Origin of the sequence: Salinarchaeum sp. IM2453 (assembly GCF_019693215.1) — an archaeon.
GTDB lineage: Archaea > Halobacteriota > Halobacteria > Halobacteriales > Salinarchaeaceae > IM2453.
In genome coordinates this window covers 752,833-772,602 of record NZ_CP081183.1, presented here as the reverse complement: position 1 = coordinate 772,602, position 19,770 = coordinate 752,833, and the positions used below count along the sequence as shown (strand labels likewise).

Genomic DNA, 19,770 nt, shown 5'->3' with positions numbered 1-19,770 from the left:
CCTGACCAAGAACTCTTGATACGGGAAAATGGCACCGTTAAACAACTCTCAATCGGTACGTTTTGTAACCGGTATCTTTCTGATGAAGAGAGTGATACTGCTGTTGTTCCAGACTCAATTGAGGTTCCAGCATTTAATAGAGAAGCTCATACGATGACTTGGCAGCCAGTAACCCATGCAATTCGACATGATACTTCGGGTTCAACTTACTCTCTCACAACTGAATCCGGTCGTACCGTCGAAGTGACTGAAGATCACAGTCTGTTTACGATTACGTCTACTGGAGAGACTGAGGAAATTAGCGCTGCTGAACTCTCTGCTGGTGATCCCATTCTTGTCCCGGAACACCTTCCAGAGACAGCCGAAACAGTTGATTCAATCAACATCCTTACATACCTCTCCACAGAATCACTTGATTCTAATTGGTATGTCCGTGGATTTGACGCAGAAACGCTTGAACGCCTTCGTGCTTCTACTGGCGCTCAGGATCATACACGAGCATACACTCACAATGGTGTGAAAGTATCTGCTACAGCGTTTGAAAATGACTTCCTACCTAACCGCCGTCTACCGGTTGATGTCGTCTTAGAGCTCGGTTGGGAACAGCGTGCAAAACGTCAAGATTGCGACCTTGTCTACTCCGAGGCAGATGTATCCCGCCTCTCTCTTCCTGTTGATCTCCCTATCACTGATGCGTCTTCGACACTATTCAGTAACCAGATTGCACACGATCGCATTACTGAAGACACTCTTCAGTCGCTGTCATGGGACGCCGTTGGTCTCTCTGCTGAGTACCACCCGGCTACGGACGGTGGAATTTCCGCTGTCGGCTCATCTAGCAGTGATCAGGTAACCGATCTATTTCGAACTGCGGAACTGCTTACTGATCTTTTCACTGCACTTTGCCGATCGGATTCTGGAGAACGATACCTTCCAGATTTCATATTTGATGCCGATAATACTGTGCAACAACAGTTCCTCATTGATCTCTATGATCTTGACTACTCTCGGTCAATTCATGAACCAGCGGTATTCCAGACAGACAGTCAGACCTTAGCTAGTCAGTTGTCCGTTCTCTGGAACATGCAGGGTGTAATCGCGGCTATCGAGTCACATGATGATGGCTCAGATTCGGTTTATGATGTCCGGGTTAGTGAAAATGAGCTCGAACAATCTGGTGTATTTGGACCTGACACATCTCGTTCACAAATCCCGATTACTGTTCTTGACAACGTCCGTATTGGTGATCCTGAGTTCGCGTCTGTTCCCGATACTATTCCTGGCCTCTTACTCGGAGCAGGTGTTGGTTCCTCTGTTGAAGAGGCTGCTCAGTATCAGGCTGTTATTGAAGCCGCCCTCGGTGATGGCGAAATTTCACGCTCAAGACGTGTGGAGGACCTCTGTGAATTCGGCCTGCTTGACTCAAGCTACGAGCCGACCCAGCGGCTGCGTGATCTTTGGGAATCGATACAGCAACTACACGGCTTCTCTGAATCTGACTTGTCTTTGCTCACTGTTACAGAGATAACTGAAACTGAACCACCTGAGTACGTCTATGATATCTCTGTTCCTGGCGAAACGGGCTACGATGAAAACTTCGTCGTCGTCAATGACGGGGCCATATCTGTCAAAAATAGCCGCGGTCAGCAGGGAATTGGAATTTCAGCATCCGTGTTGTATGCACAACTCACAAGCGGTAAACCGGCTCGAGTTACTTCTCGTCCTAAAGGATCGTCAGATGCACAGTATTTTGAGCTGATCATTGATACAGATACAAACGAACCTGAAATCAAAAAAGAGGAACCCACAACGTGGGACCGGCCTCACGGCACCCGCATTGAAATTGAAATGGAGGCAAATATGCGGGCTCGGAAACAGCTACATGAGTATATCCGAAATACAGCCGTAGTCAATCCTCACGCAAGAATTGAACTTCGTGAGCCGGGCCTTGATGAGCCATTGAAATTCGAACGCGGAACCGATCAACTACCATCTGAAACGGAAGAAATCCGTCCTCATCCACATGGTGTTGAACTTGGAACACTGCTGAAGATGATCTCTTCGACAGATTCCAGGACTGTCTCTGGATTCTTACAAGGTGAGTTTACGCGTGTGGGTCGCAAAACTGCCAAATCAATCATCGATGGCTTCCGTGACCGCCACTTCGGGCGTGAACTCACATGGACTGTTCCCGGAGCACATGAAGATGCTGATATCGAAACAGCTGTTTCCAGTGCAACCGCAAATAAAGGTGCTGATGCAACTGCTGCCTTTGCCAAAGCTGTTTCAGAACGTATTCGTGAACATGACCGAGTAGCCCATCATGATATTATCGCTGCTGTTGATTCAGCTGCCGATTCAATTGCCGAAGAGTATGAAACTACATTTGGTGACACTGTTCGTGAAAATGCAGTGGAGGCCGCATGGAATGCAATAACCGGCCCAGAGGCGGCCGACAACTCTCGTCGGAAGAATGATCTCTATCGGATTATTGATTCTGCAACGAGCACGCGTAAAGACGAAGCAACCATTGAAGGACTCTCCCGTCGGATCGCTGAAAAGTTCATCTCTGAGACCAACTCCCGTGATCGGCTAACCCGAGATGAATTGCTTGAATATGTCGATCGGGCCTCAGACATGACTGAAAAAAGAGACGATGTAACTGTTGGTGATACTGCTCGTGACAATATCGTCAACGCGATCTGGGAATATACTAAAACTGTTCCAGATGATCCTCCGACCATCCGCGAACTTGAGAGCAATCGCGATATGGTTAGTGACTTGCTTGAAGGAATGCGCGAGACAAGCGTCCTCTCGCCTCCAACGTCATGTCTAGCACCAATTACTGAGGAATTGATTGAGGCTGGACTGCGCAAAGAGTTTGATGCGGACTTCTATGCGGCAGCAACACGCGATGCTGATGTCCATGGTGGTGATCCATTCATTGTCGAGGCCGGCATTGCATACGGTGGCGAACTTGAGGACGGGTCCGTTGATGTACTTCGTTTCGCCAATCGCGTTCCACTTGTCTACCAGCGTGGAGCCTGTGCGACAACAGATGTTGTCAAGCAAATCGGCTGGCGAAACTATAATCTTGACCAACCTGGTGGATCTGGTTTACCGAATGGCCCGGCCGTGATTATGATCCATGTCGCCTCAACAAATGTTCCGTTTACAAGTGAATCGAAAGACGCGGTTGCAAACGTCCCTGAGATTGAGGATGAAATTGAATTAGCAGTTCGTGAAGCGGCTCGCGAACTCAAGTCGTATCTAAAGAAAAAGCGCTCGATGCAACAACGGCGCCGCAAGCAGGATGCACTGGTTGATATTCTTCCAGAAATGGCCAAGAAGGTGGCTGAAGTGACTGAGAAAGAGGAGCCAGATTACAGTGATGCGCTGGCAAAAATTATGAATAATTTGTTGGTTGAGCGTCACGTTTCAACAGACGATGGCACCGCACAAGTGGCACTAACTGTAGAGAACCACATGTCTCGATCTGAGGACTTAGAAATCACAGAGATGGTTGACTCAAAACCTACTAATGTTCCTGATACAGCCACCGCTGTTGAAGTCGATGGAGAGTGGTTTATTAAATGGTCAGTAACTCTTTCGCCTGATGAAAGTGCAACACTCAACTACCAGACAGACGCAGATGCATCGTTCGATCTCTCCGTTGATGGGATCGAAACAGCAAAACTCATCGTTAGTGAATAATACAAACAATGAGCAGTGATACTTCAGACGACACCGAGTCGGTACAGCAAAGGGCTCAACGACAGCTTATTGAGCTTGCCGCAGACCTTTATGATCAACTTGATGCCGGTGATATACCCGAAATATCGCTACCGACCCGAACAAAAAGTAACATCGAATATGATGAAGATGACCATGTTTGGGTCTACGGTGACAGAACATCAAGCAGGTCTGCAAATTCAATTCGCGGAGCCAGAAAGCTGCTTAAAGCAGTCTACACTATCGAGTTTCTTGTTGATCAACTCGAAGAAGGCCGTTCATCAACCCTTCGGGAATTGTACTATCTCTCTGAATCGTGGGACAACAAAGAGGCCCAATTTAACGACCAAGATGAGTCCAACCAGCTTATCGAAGATCTTGAAATCCTCTCTAATGTTACCCGGGAGGATTTCCACATGCGCCCTGAAGAGTCTGGAGCGACAATCATGGGTCCACTTTTGATTCGCGAACAAACGCGCCGTGGAGAACGCAAGATTCACTGTCAGGAGGATGTTGGTGAGGGGGGCTACCAAATCCCGAATAACCCAGATACGCTTGAATTCCTCGATAATGATGCCGACTTTGTCTTAGCTGTTGAGACTGGTGGTATGCGTGATCGGCTTGTCGAGAATGGATTTGATGAAGAATACAATGCGCTTATCGTTCACCTGAAAGGACAACCAGCCAGAGCAACACGTAGACTCACGAAACGACTACACGATGAACTTAACATCCCGGTAACAGTCTTTACAGACGGGGATCCATGGTCATACCGTATCTATGCGTCTGTTGCATACGGTTCTATTAAGTCTGCCCATCTTTCTGAGTATCTTGCCACTCCAGAAGCGAAGTTTATCGGCGTCCAACCAGAGGATATCGTTGAATATAATCTCCCAACTGACCCTCTGAGCGATGCAGATGTTAACGCGCTTGAGAGCGAACTTGAAGACCCTCGATTCCAGACTGACTACTGGGAGGAGCAAATCAACCTTCAACTTGATATTGGTAAGAAGTCAGAACAGCAATCGCTAGCATCGTACGGTCTTGACTTCGTAACAGAAACTTATCTTCCAGAACGTCTTTCTGAGATGGGATACTTGTAAAAACGTTTTTTCCCCTTCTCGAAAGCTAATTGAACCAGCGCCTCAATGCTTCCATATGCAGGATAACTCCGATTCACTATATGTTGTGTATTGGACTGACGAGCAGGGCTACGAGGACCATGTTGAGTTTGTCTCTGCGTCAACAGAAGAGACGGCAGTCGAGAACTCGAGCTATGGGAGCGGAGGTGTCGCACATCAACGACTTCTGTTCAAAGGAACATTCACCGAATTTGAAGCGTTTGTCCGGGAGCAGTTGTCTGACCGTGACGGACCAATATTCGAAATCACAAGCTAATCTTCAAAATTGTATATAATATCTGCAAATATTGCGACACCGAACTATTTTACATCATCTCCTGTCTGAAATTATCTCATATCTGATCTCAAGCGCATCATTCAAGTCATCTGAGCGACTCCTCATGCACACAACATGGCCTCTGTTGAGATCGTCGACCGTGTTGCAGATGCCCTTGAGACGGATTCTGATGCTTTTCAGCAGCGCGTTGAGGAGGAGCGAAAACTTATTATCGAGGAATTACAGGATGGAACATTCGATAACCCGCAGGCGAATATTGGTCTTGAATATGAGTTTTATGCCGTAACTGTATCTGATAGTAATAATCAGCGTAATCCCGCCAGTGAAGAAGGTCGACTTCGTCGTGTTCCCCGTCGAATTCTCCGGATGATTGGGATGGAAAAAGAGCTGGGACTGCACAATGCTGAGATGTGTACCAGCCCACAGCCATTCAATCAATACGGGCTACAGGCACAGCAGTCGGAAGTCCAAGCCCGGCTTGAGGCTGCACTAGCATTTACCCGTCCAGAAGGAATCCGTCTGATTAGTGATGGCATGTGGACGATCCCACCAGATGGTGAATCTGCCGAAGAGTATCTTACCTCTAAAATCGGTGTCAATGGGATCAAAGTTGCATCAAATATGTCTGATGCAGCACGATACCATGCGATGGCAAATACTGAGCGTGATCGTGTTGGACTTCAGTTGAATGCTCCACACGTTTCGTTGTCCTCGGAGACCGTGATGCCGGAAAGTCTAATCACATCGATTCAACCACACTATCAGGTTCCACAAGCGGATGATTTACCGACGTATCTCCGATACGCATTACGAATTGCTGGGCCACTTCTTGCACTTGGAGCGAACACTCCGTTTTTCCCTCCTGACCTGTATGATAACGGGACCACCATCGATGATGTCCTGCAGGATGGCTGGGATGAGCATCGAATTGCGGTCTTTGAAACCGTACTCAATGCTCCGACAAGTCCGCTTGGTAAGGTTCGTTTCCCAAAAGATTACGAATCAACTGCAGAAGCAGTCAATCGCATTGCTTCTGATCCGGCTCTGGTTCCGATGCCTCCAACAGAGAAAGGACGATTTGATGATAAGTTCGCTCACTTCCGTCACAAGCACGGCACATACTGGCGATGGATTCGTCCCGTGTTCGATGGTCCATCTCAGTCAGGAGCAAATGCACGAATTGAATTCCGGCCGCTTTCCGGTCAACCAACGGTTACTGACACTATCGCGTTCCAGGCAGCATTTGCTGGCCTTATGCAAGCCTTGCCAAAAGTCGAACATCCTGTCCATGATCTTGACTGGCGTCATGCATACGATAACTTCTATGCAGCCATGCGCGATGGCATGGACGCAAACCTTATGTGGATCACCAATGACGGGCTGGAAACCCGTAATCACGAAGCGATCTACAGTGATCTTCTTGCACACGCTGCTGATGGTCTTCGGTCAGCCGGTGTTCCTGCACAGACAGTCGAAGAATATCTTCGCCCGCTCCGATACCGTGTCTATCACGAGCAGAATCCAGCTGAATGGAAACGACAGCGTGCCAGAGAGGCTGCTGATAATGGTGCTGATCTCACTGAGGCGATTTATCAGGCCCAGCGCAAGTATATGCACCGCCAAGCAGAAACGCTCCTTGACGGAAGCTTCGCAGAATGGCTTGCTGAGTAACTAACTTAGTGAGATTCGACAACTGATATACGGCCAGATATTATCACAAGTATGGTTACGTTTCTCTCTGGTGGCACTGGCACCCCAAAGCTACTTGATGGTGCGGAATCCCACTACAGTCCTGACGAAATAACAGTAATTGCGAATACTGGAGATGATATTGTCCTTGGTGATCTATTCATCTCCCCCGATGTTGATACTGTTCTTTACTGGGCTGCTGATATGCTGGATCGTGACACTTGGTGGGGTATTGCTGATGACTCAGCCACAACACATGCTCAACTCACAGAACTCCAAGATGCGACCGATGTTTCTACCGACCCGCAGTACCTTTCCGATCAACAGCAAACAGCTGGCCACGATCTGACCCACTGGCGACGATTTGCTGCACTACCAGAGTTTATGCACATCTCTGACCGTGATCGAGCCATCCATCTCTATCGATCACAGCAACTCAAATCTGGAGCTTCTCTCACCGAGACAACCCATCAAATAGCTGATGCGCTTGATATTGACATCACCGTGCTTCCAATGGCAAACGATCCTGTTGCTAGTCTTATTCATACGCCTTCCGGCGTTATGCACTTTCAAGAATTCTGGGTTGCTCGTGATGGTACTCCAAACGTTTCTGACGTTGAATTTCGCGGTGGCGAATCAGCTACTCTGTCATCAGAAGTCAATGATGCATTGACGGATACCATTATTATTGGCCCATCTAATCCAGTTACAAGTATCGGGCCGATGCTTGCCATCGATGGATTTCAAGAAGCGCTTCGATCTACGACGGTTATCGCTGTGTCACCATTTATCGGTTCAGATGTGTTTTCCGGTCCAGCAGCAAAACTTATGGACGCAGTTGGACTTTCTCCGTCATCCGAAGGACTGCCAGACGCTTATCCGTTTGCTGATGGGTTTGTTCTTGATGAATCTGATCCTCGGAATATTGAACCACCAACTATCCGTACAGACATTACTATTGACTCACCCACCGATGCAAGCCGGATCTTGACGGCTATAGAATCGCTTCTCAATCGTCTGAAATAATTTTGCCTCTCTTCCAAGACGCTTAGGATAGGTCTTAGTCCCTCGGGCTAGAATTAACTATACCATGCCTTCCGTCGTTGATAATGCAGAACTTGCGCTATTACTAGAAGTCTCTGGTACTCCTACTCCTGGCAATGTTGATCGCGAACGCGATCTTGATGAGCTTTCATACGAGCATTTTCTTGCTGGCGCTGTCGGAGCACAGGATGGGTTTGCCACCGCTGTTGAGACAAATGATTTTGGTAGCGGATTTGAACGTGCCATTGCTGGCATGACAGACTACACCAATACTAACACCCAATTTGGTGCCATTTTGTTGTTGATGCCACTGGTTCAGACAGCAAGTACTGGCGCGTTGACACCCTCCCGAGCAAACACGACTGTAGAGAAGGCTGGAGTTGAGGGTGCTACTGGATTTTACGCTGCTTTCGATCATGTTGACGTTAATATTCCTGACCCTCCAGAAGATATACCAGACGCTAATAAGGGATCGGAGGCTATTGATGAGATACGTTCACGAGGACTCACACTGGTGGATGTCCTAGAACCTAGCACTGACAGAAACGGTATTTCGTATGAACTCCTTCATGGGTTTTCTCGCACGTTTATGGCTGCTGATTGGCTTGCTGAAACAACGCAAGCACAATCCCTGTCCAAGCGGACCGCTACTGTTCATCTTCAACTTCTTGCAGAGATACCAGATACATTAGTCGCTGTTGCACATGGAGAAGAAACAGCACACCAGGTCAAGCAACGAGCAGCGGAGTTACTTCCTGACTCGCCGGGGGATACTATCGATTTTGCGTCAGTACGTACCTTTGCCGGAGAGCTTACCGAGCGCCAGATTAATCCAGGCATGACTGCTGACCTGCTCGCCGGAGGATTATTTATTGCCTTAGAACGAGGAGACATCAATATTTAATGACTGACTTACCATCTAGCTTCCATCCTGAGAATCGATCGCTTGACACATGGCCGGTTGACTTAGACGGGGTTGTTGAGACGATTATTTCCACTAAATGCTCTGACGGAACATATCATCATGCTGCCATTGGACTGCGGGATGGAGATGGTACAGCAGCAGCTGCTAGAACATGGGGCCAAACAGTAACTGCTTCAAATCTTTCTCGATCCACATCCGGAACCATTCAAATCCTCGCTGATCCTCTGGTATTTGTGGAAGCCTCTCTTGGTATGTATCAGACACCGAATCCCGTTCTCGAATCTGCAAATGCGTGGATTCGAGCTGATGCTGAATGTATAAATCGCGGGGAAGAGGGGGGAACCAAATGGACTGATTGGCAGTTTACGCCTCAATCTGGAGACACCGTTCGGCAGGATATCCCAGTAATCCGCCGGGGGAGGGCTGCTGTTATTGAAGCAACTGTTGCGGCATCCCGGTTATGTGTCCCGAGTTACGACTCAGACATACTTCTTAATCGTATTGAGTGGTGCCGATCAATCGTTGAACGCTGTGGATGTACCAGATCCGAGCAAGCATTTCTTCGACTTACTGAACTTGTTGACCATTCTCAGATTGAGCCAATCTGAGGGACGAATATCGTACTTGATCAAGACCGCCAGTATTTTATCGCTATCGGAAGGATTTTCGACCAATGGCGGAGATTGACCGGAACGCGGTGTGTGTGCTGATTCCGACATTGAATGAGGCAGAAACAATCGGTGATGTCATCGATGGCTACAACGATGCGGGATACACGAACGTTTTTGTCATCGATGGTGGCTCCGATGATCAGACACAGGAAATAGCTTCTGAACACGGCGCACGCGTTGTTGAGCAATCTGGTAGTGGTAAAGGACAGGCTGTCCGCGAAGCTTTCGACCTAATTGACCGTCCATATGTGCTTATGGTTGATGGTGACGGGACGTACCGTCCGGAAGATGCTGATAAAATGGTAGAGCCACTGTTTTCTGGCGACGCTAAACATGTTATTGGTAATCGATTTGCAGATATGCGACCCGGTGCGATGACACGGCTCAACCAAGTTGGTAATCGTCTTATCAACTGGGCCTATCGCCTTATCCACCGCCGCGATCATCATGACATTTTGAGTGGATATCGTGCCTTTACATTACGCTCCGCTAAACGGCTCGATCTTCAGGCAGAAGGATTTGGCATTGAAACTGAGATCGCCGTTGAATGCGTCCGTGAGGGAATTGATACCGTTGAAGTCCCAATTACTTACCTTCCCCGACCAGAAGGCTCTGAAACAAATCTTCGCCCCGTTCGTGACGGCGCTGTCATTATCGTTACTCTCTACCGACTAGCTAAAACAAATAATCCATTCTTCTATTTCGGTAGTGTCGGGACACTCGCTCTCCTCTCCGGTTTAGCTGTTGCAAGTTTCGTTGGCTATCGGTGGATCGAACAAGGTATTGCTCATGAAGTCCTTGCGGTTGTTGCGACCGCAGGTATTCTCCTTGGCATGCAGTTGCTCACGCTGGCCTTTCTTTCAGATATGGTTGTCTCTCTTCACCGAGATCAGCGACGTCGTATTGAACGGCTTGAGGAGAAAGTTGAAGACGATGAAGAAGACTCAGAATGGAAGCATTGAGCGGATCTGCGATAACATTCCTGGGTCTTTTTCTCGGTATTCCTCAAATACTTCGTGTAACGAATTCATCAACTCCTGACGATTTCCGAACTCTTCTTTTCCTGTCTCTTCGAGCACTTTTTCAATAGCCACTGATCTTCCCTTCGCGTCATAGGGTACTTCGGAGGTCCCTACTGCAGTGGCTACTTCCTCTGCTGTCGCCGGGTATGATAGTGTTGAATCCTTCAACCGAGCGTCAATAGCTGCGATACCGAACTCAATCATCTCCGGGTCTTCGTTGTCGTTGGTCGGCGGCCGTGCCCCCATATTGACTTATACTTGTATCGTCGGTCTCTTGAACGCTACGACCTCATGATTGATATTCATCAATGCCCTTTGAGATCAATTTCGCTCTCTGGCAGATCCACATCTAACATTTCCATCGACATGGCCTTTCCCTTCCGATCAAATGCCTTAATTTGCTTTTGATTCCACGGAGGGACTGCAACAATCACAATCTCATGTAAGTTATCCTTTGTTGTGAGACCGAGCGTTCCATCTGGATGAGAAACAAACCGACCATATGTCCGGCCTGCAGGAGTGGAGATGTCCATGCCGAACACGGCACTGACCGACTGCTGGTCTGTTGGCATATACATGTCCGTCAGAATCAGCGTCTCTGCACCGAGTTTATCTGATACATCGTTATATTCCCTTGCTTTCGTTGCTCCCAGATCAACTGAGACTGGTTGAGGATCTTGGCGGCTTGCGATCTCTAACAGTGCCTTGACCAGTCCTTCTGTAATATATACTGTCTTGCTCATTATCTACCAAATATAAAGTTTTTAACTGTCTTTCCGGCAAGCCCCGGGGCATTTCTCCTTGAACCCGCCAATGCTTCCTCTAATGCTGTTTCTCCGTTGTCTAGAATCGGTCTGCCGTGACCAACAAGGATTCGTTCTGGATCTATATTACGTAGGGCATCCCGGGGAGGGGTCATCCGCAACATCGGATGAACACCAAGTCGCTCTGAATCTGCTAGAAAATATGAGGCAGTTCCGACTGCTTCTGGGATAACTAGCATCCGCTTTTGATCGTGATATAATGCGACTTCGGTCCAGAATGGAGTATCAAGAATAACACGTGACAGGTAACCTGTTTCCGCAAGCTCCCCAGTAAACTGTACTGTCTTGGCGTCAATTTCTGTCTCGATATCACTCATCACTGCCGGGACATATACTGGTACATCAAATCGCTTTGCAATCTCTGCTGCATCTCGTTTGTGCCGATCCAGCAGTACCACGACACCCTTGACTTCTCCACGGTCAGATAACTCCTCGTCAAGTCCTGACTGATCAACAGGATCGATAATCCAGAGCTCTCCTTTGTCTTCCAGCACGTGACTTGCACGTTCCATTGTTTCTTCTGGATAGGCCATCCATGTCATATTTCCATTAAATGATCCAACAATTGCTAATTCTGCGGAGTCATCATGATTCGCCATGATTCTTGTTATCATATATGTGTGGACACATGGTAAATGCATCCCCGTGCTGCAATCAAATTAGCACAAACTGGATGTCGTAAATGGGGGCTAAAATCGATTCTTTCTGAACTAACAATTGTCGTAGTACTCCTGTACGTAGCTATCAGAGCCGGCTATTGTCGATCTCGACCTCTGGTGGAACAACAATGAGGAACGATCGAAAATGCACGATATCTCCACCCATTTCAACTATCTCACGAACGAACGGTGAAGCGCCTTCTTCGATGTCACCCTCTACAGCAAGTACCAGCGGTGTTCCTGATTGTACTAATGATGTCCATTCGTCAGTATTTGCCGTACCATCTAATACATCAAGGACAATACGACGGGTTTCCTCACCTGTGTCTTCTGTATTTTTTGTTTTCTCATCTTCACGAGCCGTGGCGTCTTGTTGATTTTGTATTTCTTGTTCAACCGTCTGTAAGTCAAGGCCGAAATCGCTCATAGTCACTTACTGATATATTAGTAATCAGGATTGTTGGTTCTTTGCCCTTCGCTGTTTTCTCTGGGATGTGCAATATTTCTGCTTTCTAACCAAATTAGAAATGTTCACACACCTGACAATCGATGGTTAGATTTAAATGTATACTCATCAACTGTCTTATTACAATGTCTCACAACGACACGTCCTCTGACACCAGTCAGGGGGGTCGAGTTCTTCAAGGGCACGCTGGACTCAACTAACGAGATTGATGACGCACGGATTTTTGATACTACACTCCGTGATGGTGAGCAGTCACCACGTACCTCGTTTTCATACGAAGATAAACGAGAAATAGCCGCGTTGCTCGACGACATGGGAACGCATGTCATTGAGGCTGGTTTCCCAGTTAATTCTGATGCCGAGTTTGAAGCTGTACAAGATATCGCTGAATCCACAGACACCACTGTTGCTGGATTGGCGCGTGTGGTCGAGAAAGACATCGAAGCTGCGCTTGACAGCGGTGCTGAGATGGTCCATACGTTTGTATCGACAAGTGATGTGCAAATTGAAGACTCAATGCATGCAACCCGTGAGGATGTATTGGAACGAGCCGTCAAATCTGTCGAACAGATTGTCGATGCAGGTGCGACCTGTATGTTTTCACCGATGGATGCGACGCGAACTGACGAACAATTCTTAATTGAAGTCATTGAAGCCGTAACCGAGGCAGGAACCGACTGGATTAATATTCCTGATACAACAGGCGTTGCCGCTCCGCGGCGTATGTACGATTTAATTGAAACAGTGCGAGCACACACCGATGCTCGCATTGATGTACACGCACACGACGATTTCGGGATGGCAACGGCTAATGCTATTGCTGGTTTCGAAGCTGGGGCAGATCAGGCTCAGGTGTCAGTTAATTCGATTGGTGAACGCGCTGGTAACGCAGCCTACGAGGAGGTTGTAATGGCACTTGAGTCTCTATATCAGGTTGATACTGGGATTGATACAACCCGTATTACTGAACTTTCTCGCGTTGTCGAGGAAAAAAGCGATGTTCCCACCCCTGCGAACAAGCCCGTTGTTGGTCGTAACGCCTTCTCACATGAAAGTGGTATTCACGCCGCTGGTGTCATTGAAAATTCCGACACGTTCGAGCCTGGCGTTATGACTCCTGAAATGGTCGGGGCAGAACGTCAACTCGTACTTGGCAAGCACACCGGAACTAACTCAGTCCGGAAGCGGCTCGCTGAGGCTGGCTTTGACCCATCAGAAGAACAGGTCAAAGCGGTTACCCGGCGAGTCAAGGATTATGGTGCGGAGAAAAACCGAGTCACGGTTGAGGAACTCCGACGGTTTGCACGCGAAATTGGAGTACCACGCGAAGAGGAAGACGAAATCCACGCCTAATCCAGTAGAATACTTGCCATGATCAAACTCGCAAAGCGACCGGTAGATGTCCATCGTCAAGCTGAGAGTATTTACAAAAATAATTACGAAAGCTTAAAGAGTAGAGAGACATCCTTTACAGGTAATGAATCAGCGTCAGTTCGTTGGAAGTTCTCTCATCTCCAACAGCGACGCTGCTCGTGTACTTCCTGTAGCTATTATTGTAGGGGCTGCATAGCCCCTCACCAACTATTTTCACCTGACGTAACGTTCGACGGTTTTCAACAACCATCCAATACCCCATTACCAATGAATCATACATCTAACAACTTACGACAGTATCGTTCGCAAACTACTTTCAAACTATATGGTGACCACCCATGAGCGAGCAAGCACACGTTCGCCCTGAAACAGAAACGGCAGCAGAACAGGCAGACAACGAGCAAGCTGATACCGACGAGGTTTCAACCGGTGCTGAGTCAGTCATTAAAGCACTTGAGCAGGCTGATGTCGAGTATCTGTTTGGTATCCAGGGTGGTGCTATCATGCCGGTTTATGATGAACTGCACTATTCTGACGAGCTCAACCACATTACTATGGCCCACGAACAAGGTGCTGCACATGCCGCTGATGGATACGGTATGGTCTCAAATGACCCGGGTGTGTGCATGGCTACATCTGGCCCTGGTGCGACAAATCTGATTACTGGCATTGCGGATGCAAAAATGGACTCAGATCCGGTTGTTGCTCTAACAGGCCAAGTGGCTACAGATTTTGTCGGAAATGATGCATTTCAGGAAGTGGATACGACAGGTATCACCGATCCAATCACAAAACATAATATCTTCTCGGCTGACCCAGAGGAAGTCGGCAACGATGTTGGCGAAGCTATCGCACTTTCACGAGAGGGTCGGCCCGGACCGACGCTTGTTGACCTACCAAAAGATGTGACAACAACTGAGGTTTCCGAAGGTCCAGATGTTCCGTCCACGCCAGACACTTATGAGTACAGGACAGAGCCGGACCGCGGTGCAGTTGAGGATGCTGCTCGCGCAATTGAGCAAGCTGATAAGCCATTGATCCTTGCTGGTGGCGGTGTTATTAAGTCTGAAGCAAGCAAGGAACTCCGCGAATTTGCAACGGAGTATGGGATTCCTATTACGACCACAATGCCTGGTCTTGGATCCTTCCCTGAAGACCACAAGTTGTCACTTGAGATGGCCGGCATGCACGGTACCGGATACGCTAACATGGCTATCTCTCATTGTGATCTGCTGATTGGAGTTGGAACCCGGTTTGACGATCGACTAACTGGCGGCATTGAAACGTTTGCTCCAAATGCCGAAGTTGTCCATATCGATATTGATCCGGCAGAAATCTCCAAAAATATCAAGGCCGACTACCCAGTCGTCGGGGATGCGGGTGCATCAGTTGAGGCTATAACCGACGAGATGAATACTGACCCTGCTATCGATGACTGGCGATCACAGGTTATGGATTGGAAAGACAACTTCCCAATGGGGTACCCAACCCCCGATGATCGTCCCGTCCAACCAGAGTTCGTTGTTGAAGCAACCGACGAAGCGACAGATGATGATACCATTGTCGTTACTGGTGTTGGACAGCATCAAATGTGGGCCTGTCAATATTGGACATATAAGGAACCTCAAACATGGGTCTCTTCACAGGGCCTCGGAGCAATGGGATATTGCGTTCCAGCAGCAATCGGCGCTCGATATGCTGCTGACGATGACCAAACCGTCATTGGATTTGATGGTGATGGGTCATTCCTGATGACAATTCAGGAACTTACTGTGGCGGTCCGTGAGGATCTTGATATCACGTATGTTGTTCTGAACAACGAATACATTGGCATGGTCCGACAGTGGCAAGACGCGTTCTTCGGTGGCCGACATGTTGCGTCTGACTACAACTGGATGCCAGAGTTCGATAAGCTCGCTGAAGCTTTTGGTGCTGCTGGCTTCTCCATCGAAGAATATGACGAGGTTGCAGAAACCATCCAAGAAGCAGTCGAGTATGACGGCCCATCCGTGATTGATGCACGCATCGACCCTGAAGCAAACGTCTATCCGATGGTTCCAAGCGGCGGTAACAACGCTGAGTTCGCACTGTCCAAGAACCAACTTTAACTAAACAATTACGAACAATGAGTGACGAAAGTGACCCCCAAGCGTTAGAAGGACCGGCTCCTGATGAACGACCCAAACCTCGTGGACGCCGTAATAAGCAGGGTATTCGTATTGACCCTGATGCACAGGCTAGTCCAGACCCAGAACGCGCTGTACTTTCAGCGCTAGTTAAGCATAAACCCGGAGTTCTAGCACAGGTTGCTAGCCTCTTCCGCCGCCGGCAGTTCAATATCGAGAGTCTGACTGTTGGTCCAACTGAAGACCCATCTCAGGCACGGATTACCCTCGTTATTGAAGAACCTCGCCCTGGCGTCCAACAGGCAAAAAAACAACTTCGAAAGCTTGTCCCTGTGATTGCTGTTCGTGAGCTCAAGGATAATGCTGTTCAGCGCGAACTCGCCTTAATTAAGGTTGATGCTGAGAGTCCCGATGCTGTCCAATCCGTTGCAGAGATGTATGGTGGACAAGCTGTTGATGCTGGCCAAGAAACTGTAACCGTTGAGATCACTGGCAGCCGACCAAAGCTGAATGCTGCTGTCGATGCATTTGAACGGTTCGGTGTCCGTGAAGTTACCCGTACTGGAACAGCGGCAATTGCACGTGGTACCGACTGGACTGCGCCTGTTGAAGATGAATGGAATGCCAAAGTTGATAACCTCCCCCCCGTTGAGGCTGACGACTAACAAATCGATGCTTGTAAAATAGTGCTGTACGATTACCAACCCGATAGCAAATAATTATGACAGACGAATTTACTGTACCCGTATACTATGATAACGACGCGGATCGCTCGAACATTGAAAACAAAACCGTTGCTGTACTTGGCTATGGAAGTCAAGGCCATGCTCACGCCCAGAATCTGAATGATTCTGGCATTGATGTTGTTGTTGGTCTTCGTGAAGGCTCTTCTTCACGCGAGGCAGCTCGTGATGCCGGTCTTGAGGTTGCAACACCAAGCTCTGCTGCTGAACAGGCTGACATTGTTTCCGTACTGCTTCCAGACACCGTTCAGCCGGATGTTTACGAAACGGCCATCAAGCCAAACCTTGAGCCCGGCGACACGTTGCAATTTGCACATGGCTTCAATATCCACTACAACCAGATTCAACCACCAGAAGATGTTGACGTGACTATGGTGGCACCAAAGAGCCCTGGACACCTTGTTCGCCGAAATTATGAGCAAGACGAAGGAACCCCTGCTTTGATGGCTATCTACCAAGACGCGACCGGCGAAGCGGCTGATGAAGCGCTTGCTTATGCACAAGGTATTGGCTGTGCCCGTGCTGGTGTCATTGAAACATCATTCCAAGAAGAGGTTGAGTCTGATCTCTTTGGAGAACAGGCTGTTCTCTGCGGTGGCGCAACTGCGCTTGTTAAGGCCGGCTACGATACGCTGGTTGAAAATGGATACAGCCCAGAAATTGCATACTTTGAATGTCTCAATGAGCTCAAGCTTATTGTTGACCTAATGTATGAGGGCGGACTTGCAGAGATGTGGGACTCTGTCTCCGATACCGCCGAATATGGTGGTCTTTCACGTGGTGAAGAAGTTGTCGATGAGACTGCTCGTGAGAATATGGAGGAACTTCTTGAAGAAATTCAAGATGGGGAATTTGCACGAGAGTGGATTAATGAGAATCAAACTGGCCGTCCAAGTTACAAGCAGCTGTATGAACAGGAACGCAACCGTGAGATCGAAGACGTAGGTGAACGCCTGCGTGAACTGTTTGCATGGGAAGAAGACAATGAGTGAAAATACACTATATGATAAGGTCTGGGAGCGTCACCGAGTGACTACACTGCCGAATGGTCAAGACCAGTTGTTCATTGGTCTTCACTTGATGCATGAGGTTACTAGCCCGCAAGCATTCTCAATGCTCAAGGAACGAGACCTACAGGTTGCCTATCCTAACCGAACCTTTGCAACGACAGATCATATTGTCCCCACAGAAACTGAAAAACGCAAACGCCCACTCAACGACGATGAGGCTGAGACAATGCTGTCTGCGCTTGAAGAGAATGTATCCGAAGCGGGGATTACCTTCTTTGGACTTGACTCAGACAAACAAGGGATCACTCACGTCGTAGCACCAGAACTTGGACTCACACAGCCAGGCATGGTCGTTGCTTGTGGTGACTCGCATACAGCTACCCACGGTGCATTTGGATCTATCGGTGTTGGGATTGGAACCAGCCAAATTAGGGACGTATTGGCAACCGGTTGTATCGCTGCTGACAAACAAAAAGTTCGCCGTATTCAGGTTAATGGATCGATCCCTGAGGATGTTTATGCGAAAGATGTCATCCTCAAGGTTATCGAAAAGCTTGGCGTTGATGGTGGTGTTGGACACGTATACGAATATGGTGGTCCAGCAATCGAAGAACTTGACATGGAAGGTCGTATGGCCATCTGTAACATGTCAATTGAGGGTGGTGCCCGCGCTGGATATATCAATCCCGATGAAACAACATACGAGTACCTTCAGGGACGTGAATACGTTCCTGGTGGGGACGATTTTGATGAACTCGTTGAATACTGGGAATCAATTCGCTCTGATGAAGATGCTGAATATGATGATGTTGTTACAATTGATGCTGGCAACCTCAAACCAATGGTAACGTGGGGGGTTAACCCTGGGCAAGTTGTCGCAATTGATGAGCCACTTCCTGAACCAGATTCGCTTGATTCTCGAACACAGCAGGAGGCAGCCGAAAAAGCATATGACCATATGGGCCATGAACCAGGCGAAACCATGGACGGGTTCCCAATCGATGTTGCTTTCTTGGGCACCTGCACCAATGGCCGTGTCTCAGACTTTGAACGAGCCGCTGAGATTCTTGATGGCAAAACTGTTGCGGATGATGTTCGTGCACTTGCTGTTCCTGGATCCGAGTCTGTCCGTAAGGAACTTGAACGGCGTGGCATCGATGAAGTCTTCATTGACGCCGGGTTCGAATGGCGCCGTGCTGGCTGCTCGATGTGCTTAGCAATGAACGACGACTCTCTTGTTGGCGATGAAGTCTGTGCGTCCTCCTCAAACCGAAACTTCATCGGCCGGCAGGGGTCCAAAGATGGACGAACCGTATTGATGAGTCCAGCAATGGTCGCTGCAGCAGCCGTTAAAGGCGAAGTAACTGATGTACGACATCTTACGAATCGTCCAACAAATCAACCTGTCACTGAGGATGCTGAGGAGGTGGCTGACTAATGACTGACATGGAATCTGAATCTCTGGCCGTTACGACCGTTACTGGTCCTGGTGTTCCGATTCGCGGTGATGATATTGACACTGACCAAATCTTACCGGCTCGATTTATGAAGGAAGTAACATTCGAGTCGATGGATGACTATCTGTTCTATGATGCTCGGCGCGATGAAGATGGTGAGCTAAACGACCATCCAATAAATGTCCACTCTGGTGCAAACATCGCTGTTGTTAATGACAACTTTGGCTGTGGTTCATCCCGCGAACATGCTCCACAGGCCATGATGCGCTGGGGAATTGATGGTGTCGTTGGTGAATCGTTTGCTGAAATCTTCAAAGACAACTGCAAGTCACTTGGCATCCCGGCTGTTACAACTGACCACGAGACTGTCAGCAAGCTTCAGGACTGGATTGAGGCAAATCCTGAAGAGTCTGTTACTATCGACGTCGAGAACGCCGTTGTTGCGTATAATGACACCGAAATTGATGTTCATATTGATCAAGCAATGCAGGAGGCATTAGTTGAAGGAATCTGGGATACAACAACGCTCATGTATTCTAACCTCTCTAAGGTTGAACAGACAGCAGCTGATCTTCCATATGTCGATGGGCACACTGTTGACTCCTGATC

The 19,770-nt window shown here is 48.3% G+C and carries 17 protein-coding genes and 1 pseudogene; 14 read left to right on the top strand and 4 right to left on the bottom strand.

Annotated features, from left to right (window positions below; all coding sequences use genetic code 11):
• Positions 1-6 precede the first annotated feature (6 nt).
• The 8 genes and pseudogenes from K0C01_RS13045 to aglJ form a co-directional block, all read left to right on the top strand.
• A pseudogene (locus K0C01_RS13045) lies at positions 7-3,714 on the top strand (DNA topoisomerase VI subunit B); the annotation flags it as partial.
• Positions 3,715-3,722: 8 nt separating this feature from the next.
• Entirely contained in the window at positions 3,723-4,835 is a 1,113-nt protein-coding gene (locus tag K0C01_RS03610) for a DNA topoisomerase IV subunit A (protein ID WP_221170682.1), read from the top strand.
• 55 nt (positions 4,836-4,890) lie between these two features.
• On the top strand, positions 4,891-5,130 hold the full coding sequence (locus tag K0C01_RS03605; RefSeq protein ID WP_221170681.1) for a hypothetical protein: 240 nt from the start codon (positions 4,891-4,893) through the stop codon (positions 5,128-5,130).
• Positions 5,131-5,265: 135 nt separating this feature from the next.
• Complete coding sequence (locus K0C01_RS03600) at positions 5,266-6,822, top strand: glutamate-cysteine ligase family protein (RefSeq protein ID WP_221170680.1); 1,557 nt, start codon at positions 5,266-5,268, stop codon at positions 6,820-6,822.
• A gap of 51 nt (positions 6,823-6,873) precedes the next feature.
• Positions 6,874-7,866, top strand: coding sequence for a 2-phospho-L-lactate transferase (cofD, locus tag K0C01_RS03595; protein WP_221170679.1), 993 nt, complete (start codon positions 6,874-6,876; stop codon positions 7,864-7,866).
• A gap of 64 nt (positions 7,867-7,930) precedes the next feature.
• Complete coding sequence (locus tag K0C01_RS03590; protein ID WP_221170678.1) at positions 7,931-8,788, top strand: triphosphoribosyl-dephospho-CoA synthase; 858 nt, start codon at positions 7,931-7,933, stop codon at positions 8,786-8,788.
• The gene (locus K0C01_RS03585) at positions 8,788-9,417 is read left to right on the top strand and encodes a DUF447 domain-containing protein (RefSeq protein WP_221170677.1); all 630 of its coding nucleotides are present in this window, start codon (positions 8,788-8,790) and stop codon (positions 9,415-9,417) included. The genes K0C01_RS03590 and K0C01_RS03585 overlap by 1 nt, the downstream gene beginning before the upstream one ends.
• 65 nt (positions 9,418-9,482) lie before the next feature.
• Entirely contained in the window at positions 9,483-10,442 is a 960-nt protein-coding gene (aglJ, locus tag K0C01_RS03580; protein WP_221170676.1) for an S-layer glycoprotein N-glycosyltransferase AglJ, read from the top strand.
• Here the strand turns inward: aglJ and K0C01_RS03575 are convergent.
• From K0C01_RS03575 to K0C01_RS03560, 4 genes are all read right to left on the bottom strand, one after another.
• Complete coding sequence (locus K0C01_RS03575) at positions 10,425-10,748, bottom strand: DUF5789 family protein (protein WP_221170675.1); 324 nt, start codon at positions 10,746-10,748, stop codon at positions 10,425-10,427. The genes aglJ and K0C01_RS03575 overlap by 18 nt on opposite strands.
• Before the next feature lie 59 nt (positions 10,749-10,807).
• Positions 10,808-11,245: a JAB/MPN domain protein-containing protein gene (locus K0C01_RS03570; RefSeq protein WP_221170674.1), complete on the bottom strand. Its 438-nt coding sequence runs from the start codon at positions 11,243-11,245 to the stop codon at positions 10,808-10,810.
• Entirely contained in the window at positions 11,245-11,925 is a 681-nt protein-coding gene (locus tag K0C01_RS03565; protein ID WP_221170673.1) for a hypothetical protein, read from the bottom strand. Before K0C01_RS03565 ends, K0C01_RS03570 begins: the two co-directional genes overlap by 1 nt.
• Before the next feature lie 145 nt (positions 11,926-12,070).
• Positions 12,071-12,412 carry a DUF5779 family protein gene (locus K0C01_RS03560; RefSeq protein ID WP_221170672.1) on the bottom strand — a complete coding sequence of 114 codons (342 nt, stop codon included), beginning with the start codon at positions 12,410-12,412 and terminating at the stop codon, positions 12,071-12,073.
• A gap of 186 nt (positions 12,413-12,598) precedes the next feature.
• On the opposite strand from K0C01_RS03560, the gene K0C01_RS03555 reads away from it, so the two are divergent.
• The 6 genes from K0C01_RS03555 (at position 12,599) to K0C01_RS03530 (ending at position 19,768) form a co-directional block, all read left to right on the top strand.
• Positions 12,599-13,804, top strand: a complete 1,206-nt coding sequence (locus tag K0C01_RS03555; RefSeq protein WP_221171186.1) for a LeuA family protein — start codon at positions 12,599-12,601, stop codon at positions 13,802-13,804.
• A 359-nt stretch (positions 13,805-14,163) separates the two neighbouring features.
• Positions 14,164-15,933 (top strand): biosynthetic-type acetolactate synthase large subunit, encoded by a 1,770-nt coding sequence (gene ilvB / locus K0C01_RS03550; RefSeq protein WP_221170671.1) that lies wholly within the window; start codon positions 14,164-14,166, stop codon positions 15,931-15,933.
• Positions 15,934-15,950: 17 nt separating this feature from the next.
• On the top strand, positions 15,951-16,616 hold the full coding sequence (ilvN, locus tag K0C01_RS03545) for an acetolactate synthase small subunit (RefSeq protein ID WP_221170670.1): 666 nt from the start codon (positions 15,951-15,953) through the stop codon (positions 16,614-16,616).
• A 56-nt stretch (positions 16,617-16,672) separates the two neighbouring features.
• Complete coding sequence (gene ilvC, locus K0C01_RS03540) at positions 16,673-17,686, top strand: ketol-acid reductoisomerase (RefSeq protein WP_221170669.1); 1,014 nt, start codon at positions 16,673-16,675, stop codon at positions 17,684-17,686.
• On the top strand, positions 17,679-19,142 hold the full coding sequence (gene leuC, locus K0C01_RS03535) for a 3-isopropylmalate dehydratase large subunit (protein WP_221170668.1): 1,464 nt from the start codon (positions 17,679-17,681) through the stop codon (positions 19,140-19,142). Before ilvC ends, leuC begins: the two co-directional genes overlap by 8 nt.
• An 8-nt stretch (positions 19,143-19,150) precedes the next feature.
• The gene (locus tag K0C01_RS03530; RefSeq protein ID WP_397541154.1) at positions 19,151-19,768 is read left to right on the top strand and encodes a 3-isopropylmalate dehydratase small subunit; all 618 of its coding nucleotides are present in this window, start codon (positions 19,151-19,153) and stop codon (positions 19,766-19,768) included.
• The last annotated feature ends 2 nt before the right edge of the window (positions 19,769-19,770 follow it).

What these genes read in the sequence shown, in the direction of transcription:
- K0C01_RS03610 (WP_221170682.1), top strand. Translation starts at nt 3,723, where the DNA reads ATGAGCAGTGATACTTCAGACGACACCGAGTCGGTACAGCAAAGGGCT.
- ilvN (WP_221170670.1), top strand. Translation starts at nt 15,951, where the DNA reads ATGAGTGACGAAAGTGACCCCCAAGCGTTAGAAGGACCGGCTCCTGAT.
- K0C01_RS03565 (WP_221170673.1), bottom strand. Translation starts at nt 11,925, where the DNA reads ATGGCGAATCATGATGACTCCGCAGAATTAGCAATTGTTGGATCATTT.
- aglJ (WP_221170676.1), top strand. Translation starts at nt 9,483, where the DNA reads ATGGCGGAGATTGACCGGAACGCGGTGTGTGTGCTGATTCCGACATTG.
- K0C01_RS03570 (WP_221170674.1), bottom strand. Translation starts at nt 11,245, where the DNA reads ATGAGCAAGACAGTATATATTACAGAAGGACTGGTCAAGGCACTGTTA.
- K0C01_RS03560 (WP_221170672.1), bottom strand. Translation starts at nt 12,412, where the DNA reads ATGAGCGATTTCGGCCTTGACTTACAGACGGTTGAACAAGAAATACAA.
- cofD (WP_221170679.1), top strand. Translation starts at nt 6,874, where the DNA reads ATGGTTACGTTTCTCTCTGGTGGCACTGGCACCCCAAAGCTACTTGAT.
- K0C01_RS03605 (WP_221170681.1), top strand. Translation starts at nt 4,891, where the DNA reads ATGCAGGATAACTCCGATTCACTATATGTTGTGTATTGGACTGACGAG.
- ilvC (WP_221170669.1), top strand. Translation starts at nt 16,673, where the DNA reads ATGACAGACGAATTTACTGTACCCGTATACTATGATAACGACGCGGAT.
- K0C01_RS03575 (WP_221170675.1), bottom strand. Translation starts at nt 10,748, where the DNA reads ATGGGGGCACGGCCGCCGACCAACGACAACGAAGACCCGGAGATGATT.
- K0C01_RS03585 (WP_221170677.1), top strand. Translation starts at nt 8,788, where the DNA reads ATGACTGACTTACCATCTAGCTTCCATCCTGAGAATCGATCGCTTGAC.
- K0C01_RS03590 (WP_221170678.1), top strand. Translation starts at nt 7,931, where the DNA reads ATGCCTTCCGTCGTTGATAATGCAGAACTTGCGCTATTACTAGAAGTC.
- ilvB (WP_221170671.1), top strand. Translation starts at nt 14,164, where the DNA reads ATGAGCGAGCAAGCACACGTTCGCCCTGAAACAGAAACGGCAGCAGAA.
- K0C01_RS03530 (WP_397541154.1), top strand. Translation starts at nt 19,151, where the DNA reads ATGGAATCTGAATCTCTGGCCGTTACGACCGTTACTGGTCCTGGTGTT.
- leuC (WP_221170668.1), top strand. Translation starts at nt 17,679, where the DNA reads ATGAGTGAAAATACACTATATGATAAGGTCTGGGAGCGTCACCGAGTG.
- K0C01_RS03600 (WP_221170680.1), top strand. Translation starts at nt 5,266, where the DNA reads ATGGCCTCTGTTGAGATCGTCGACCGTGTTGCAGATGCCCTTGAGACG.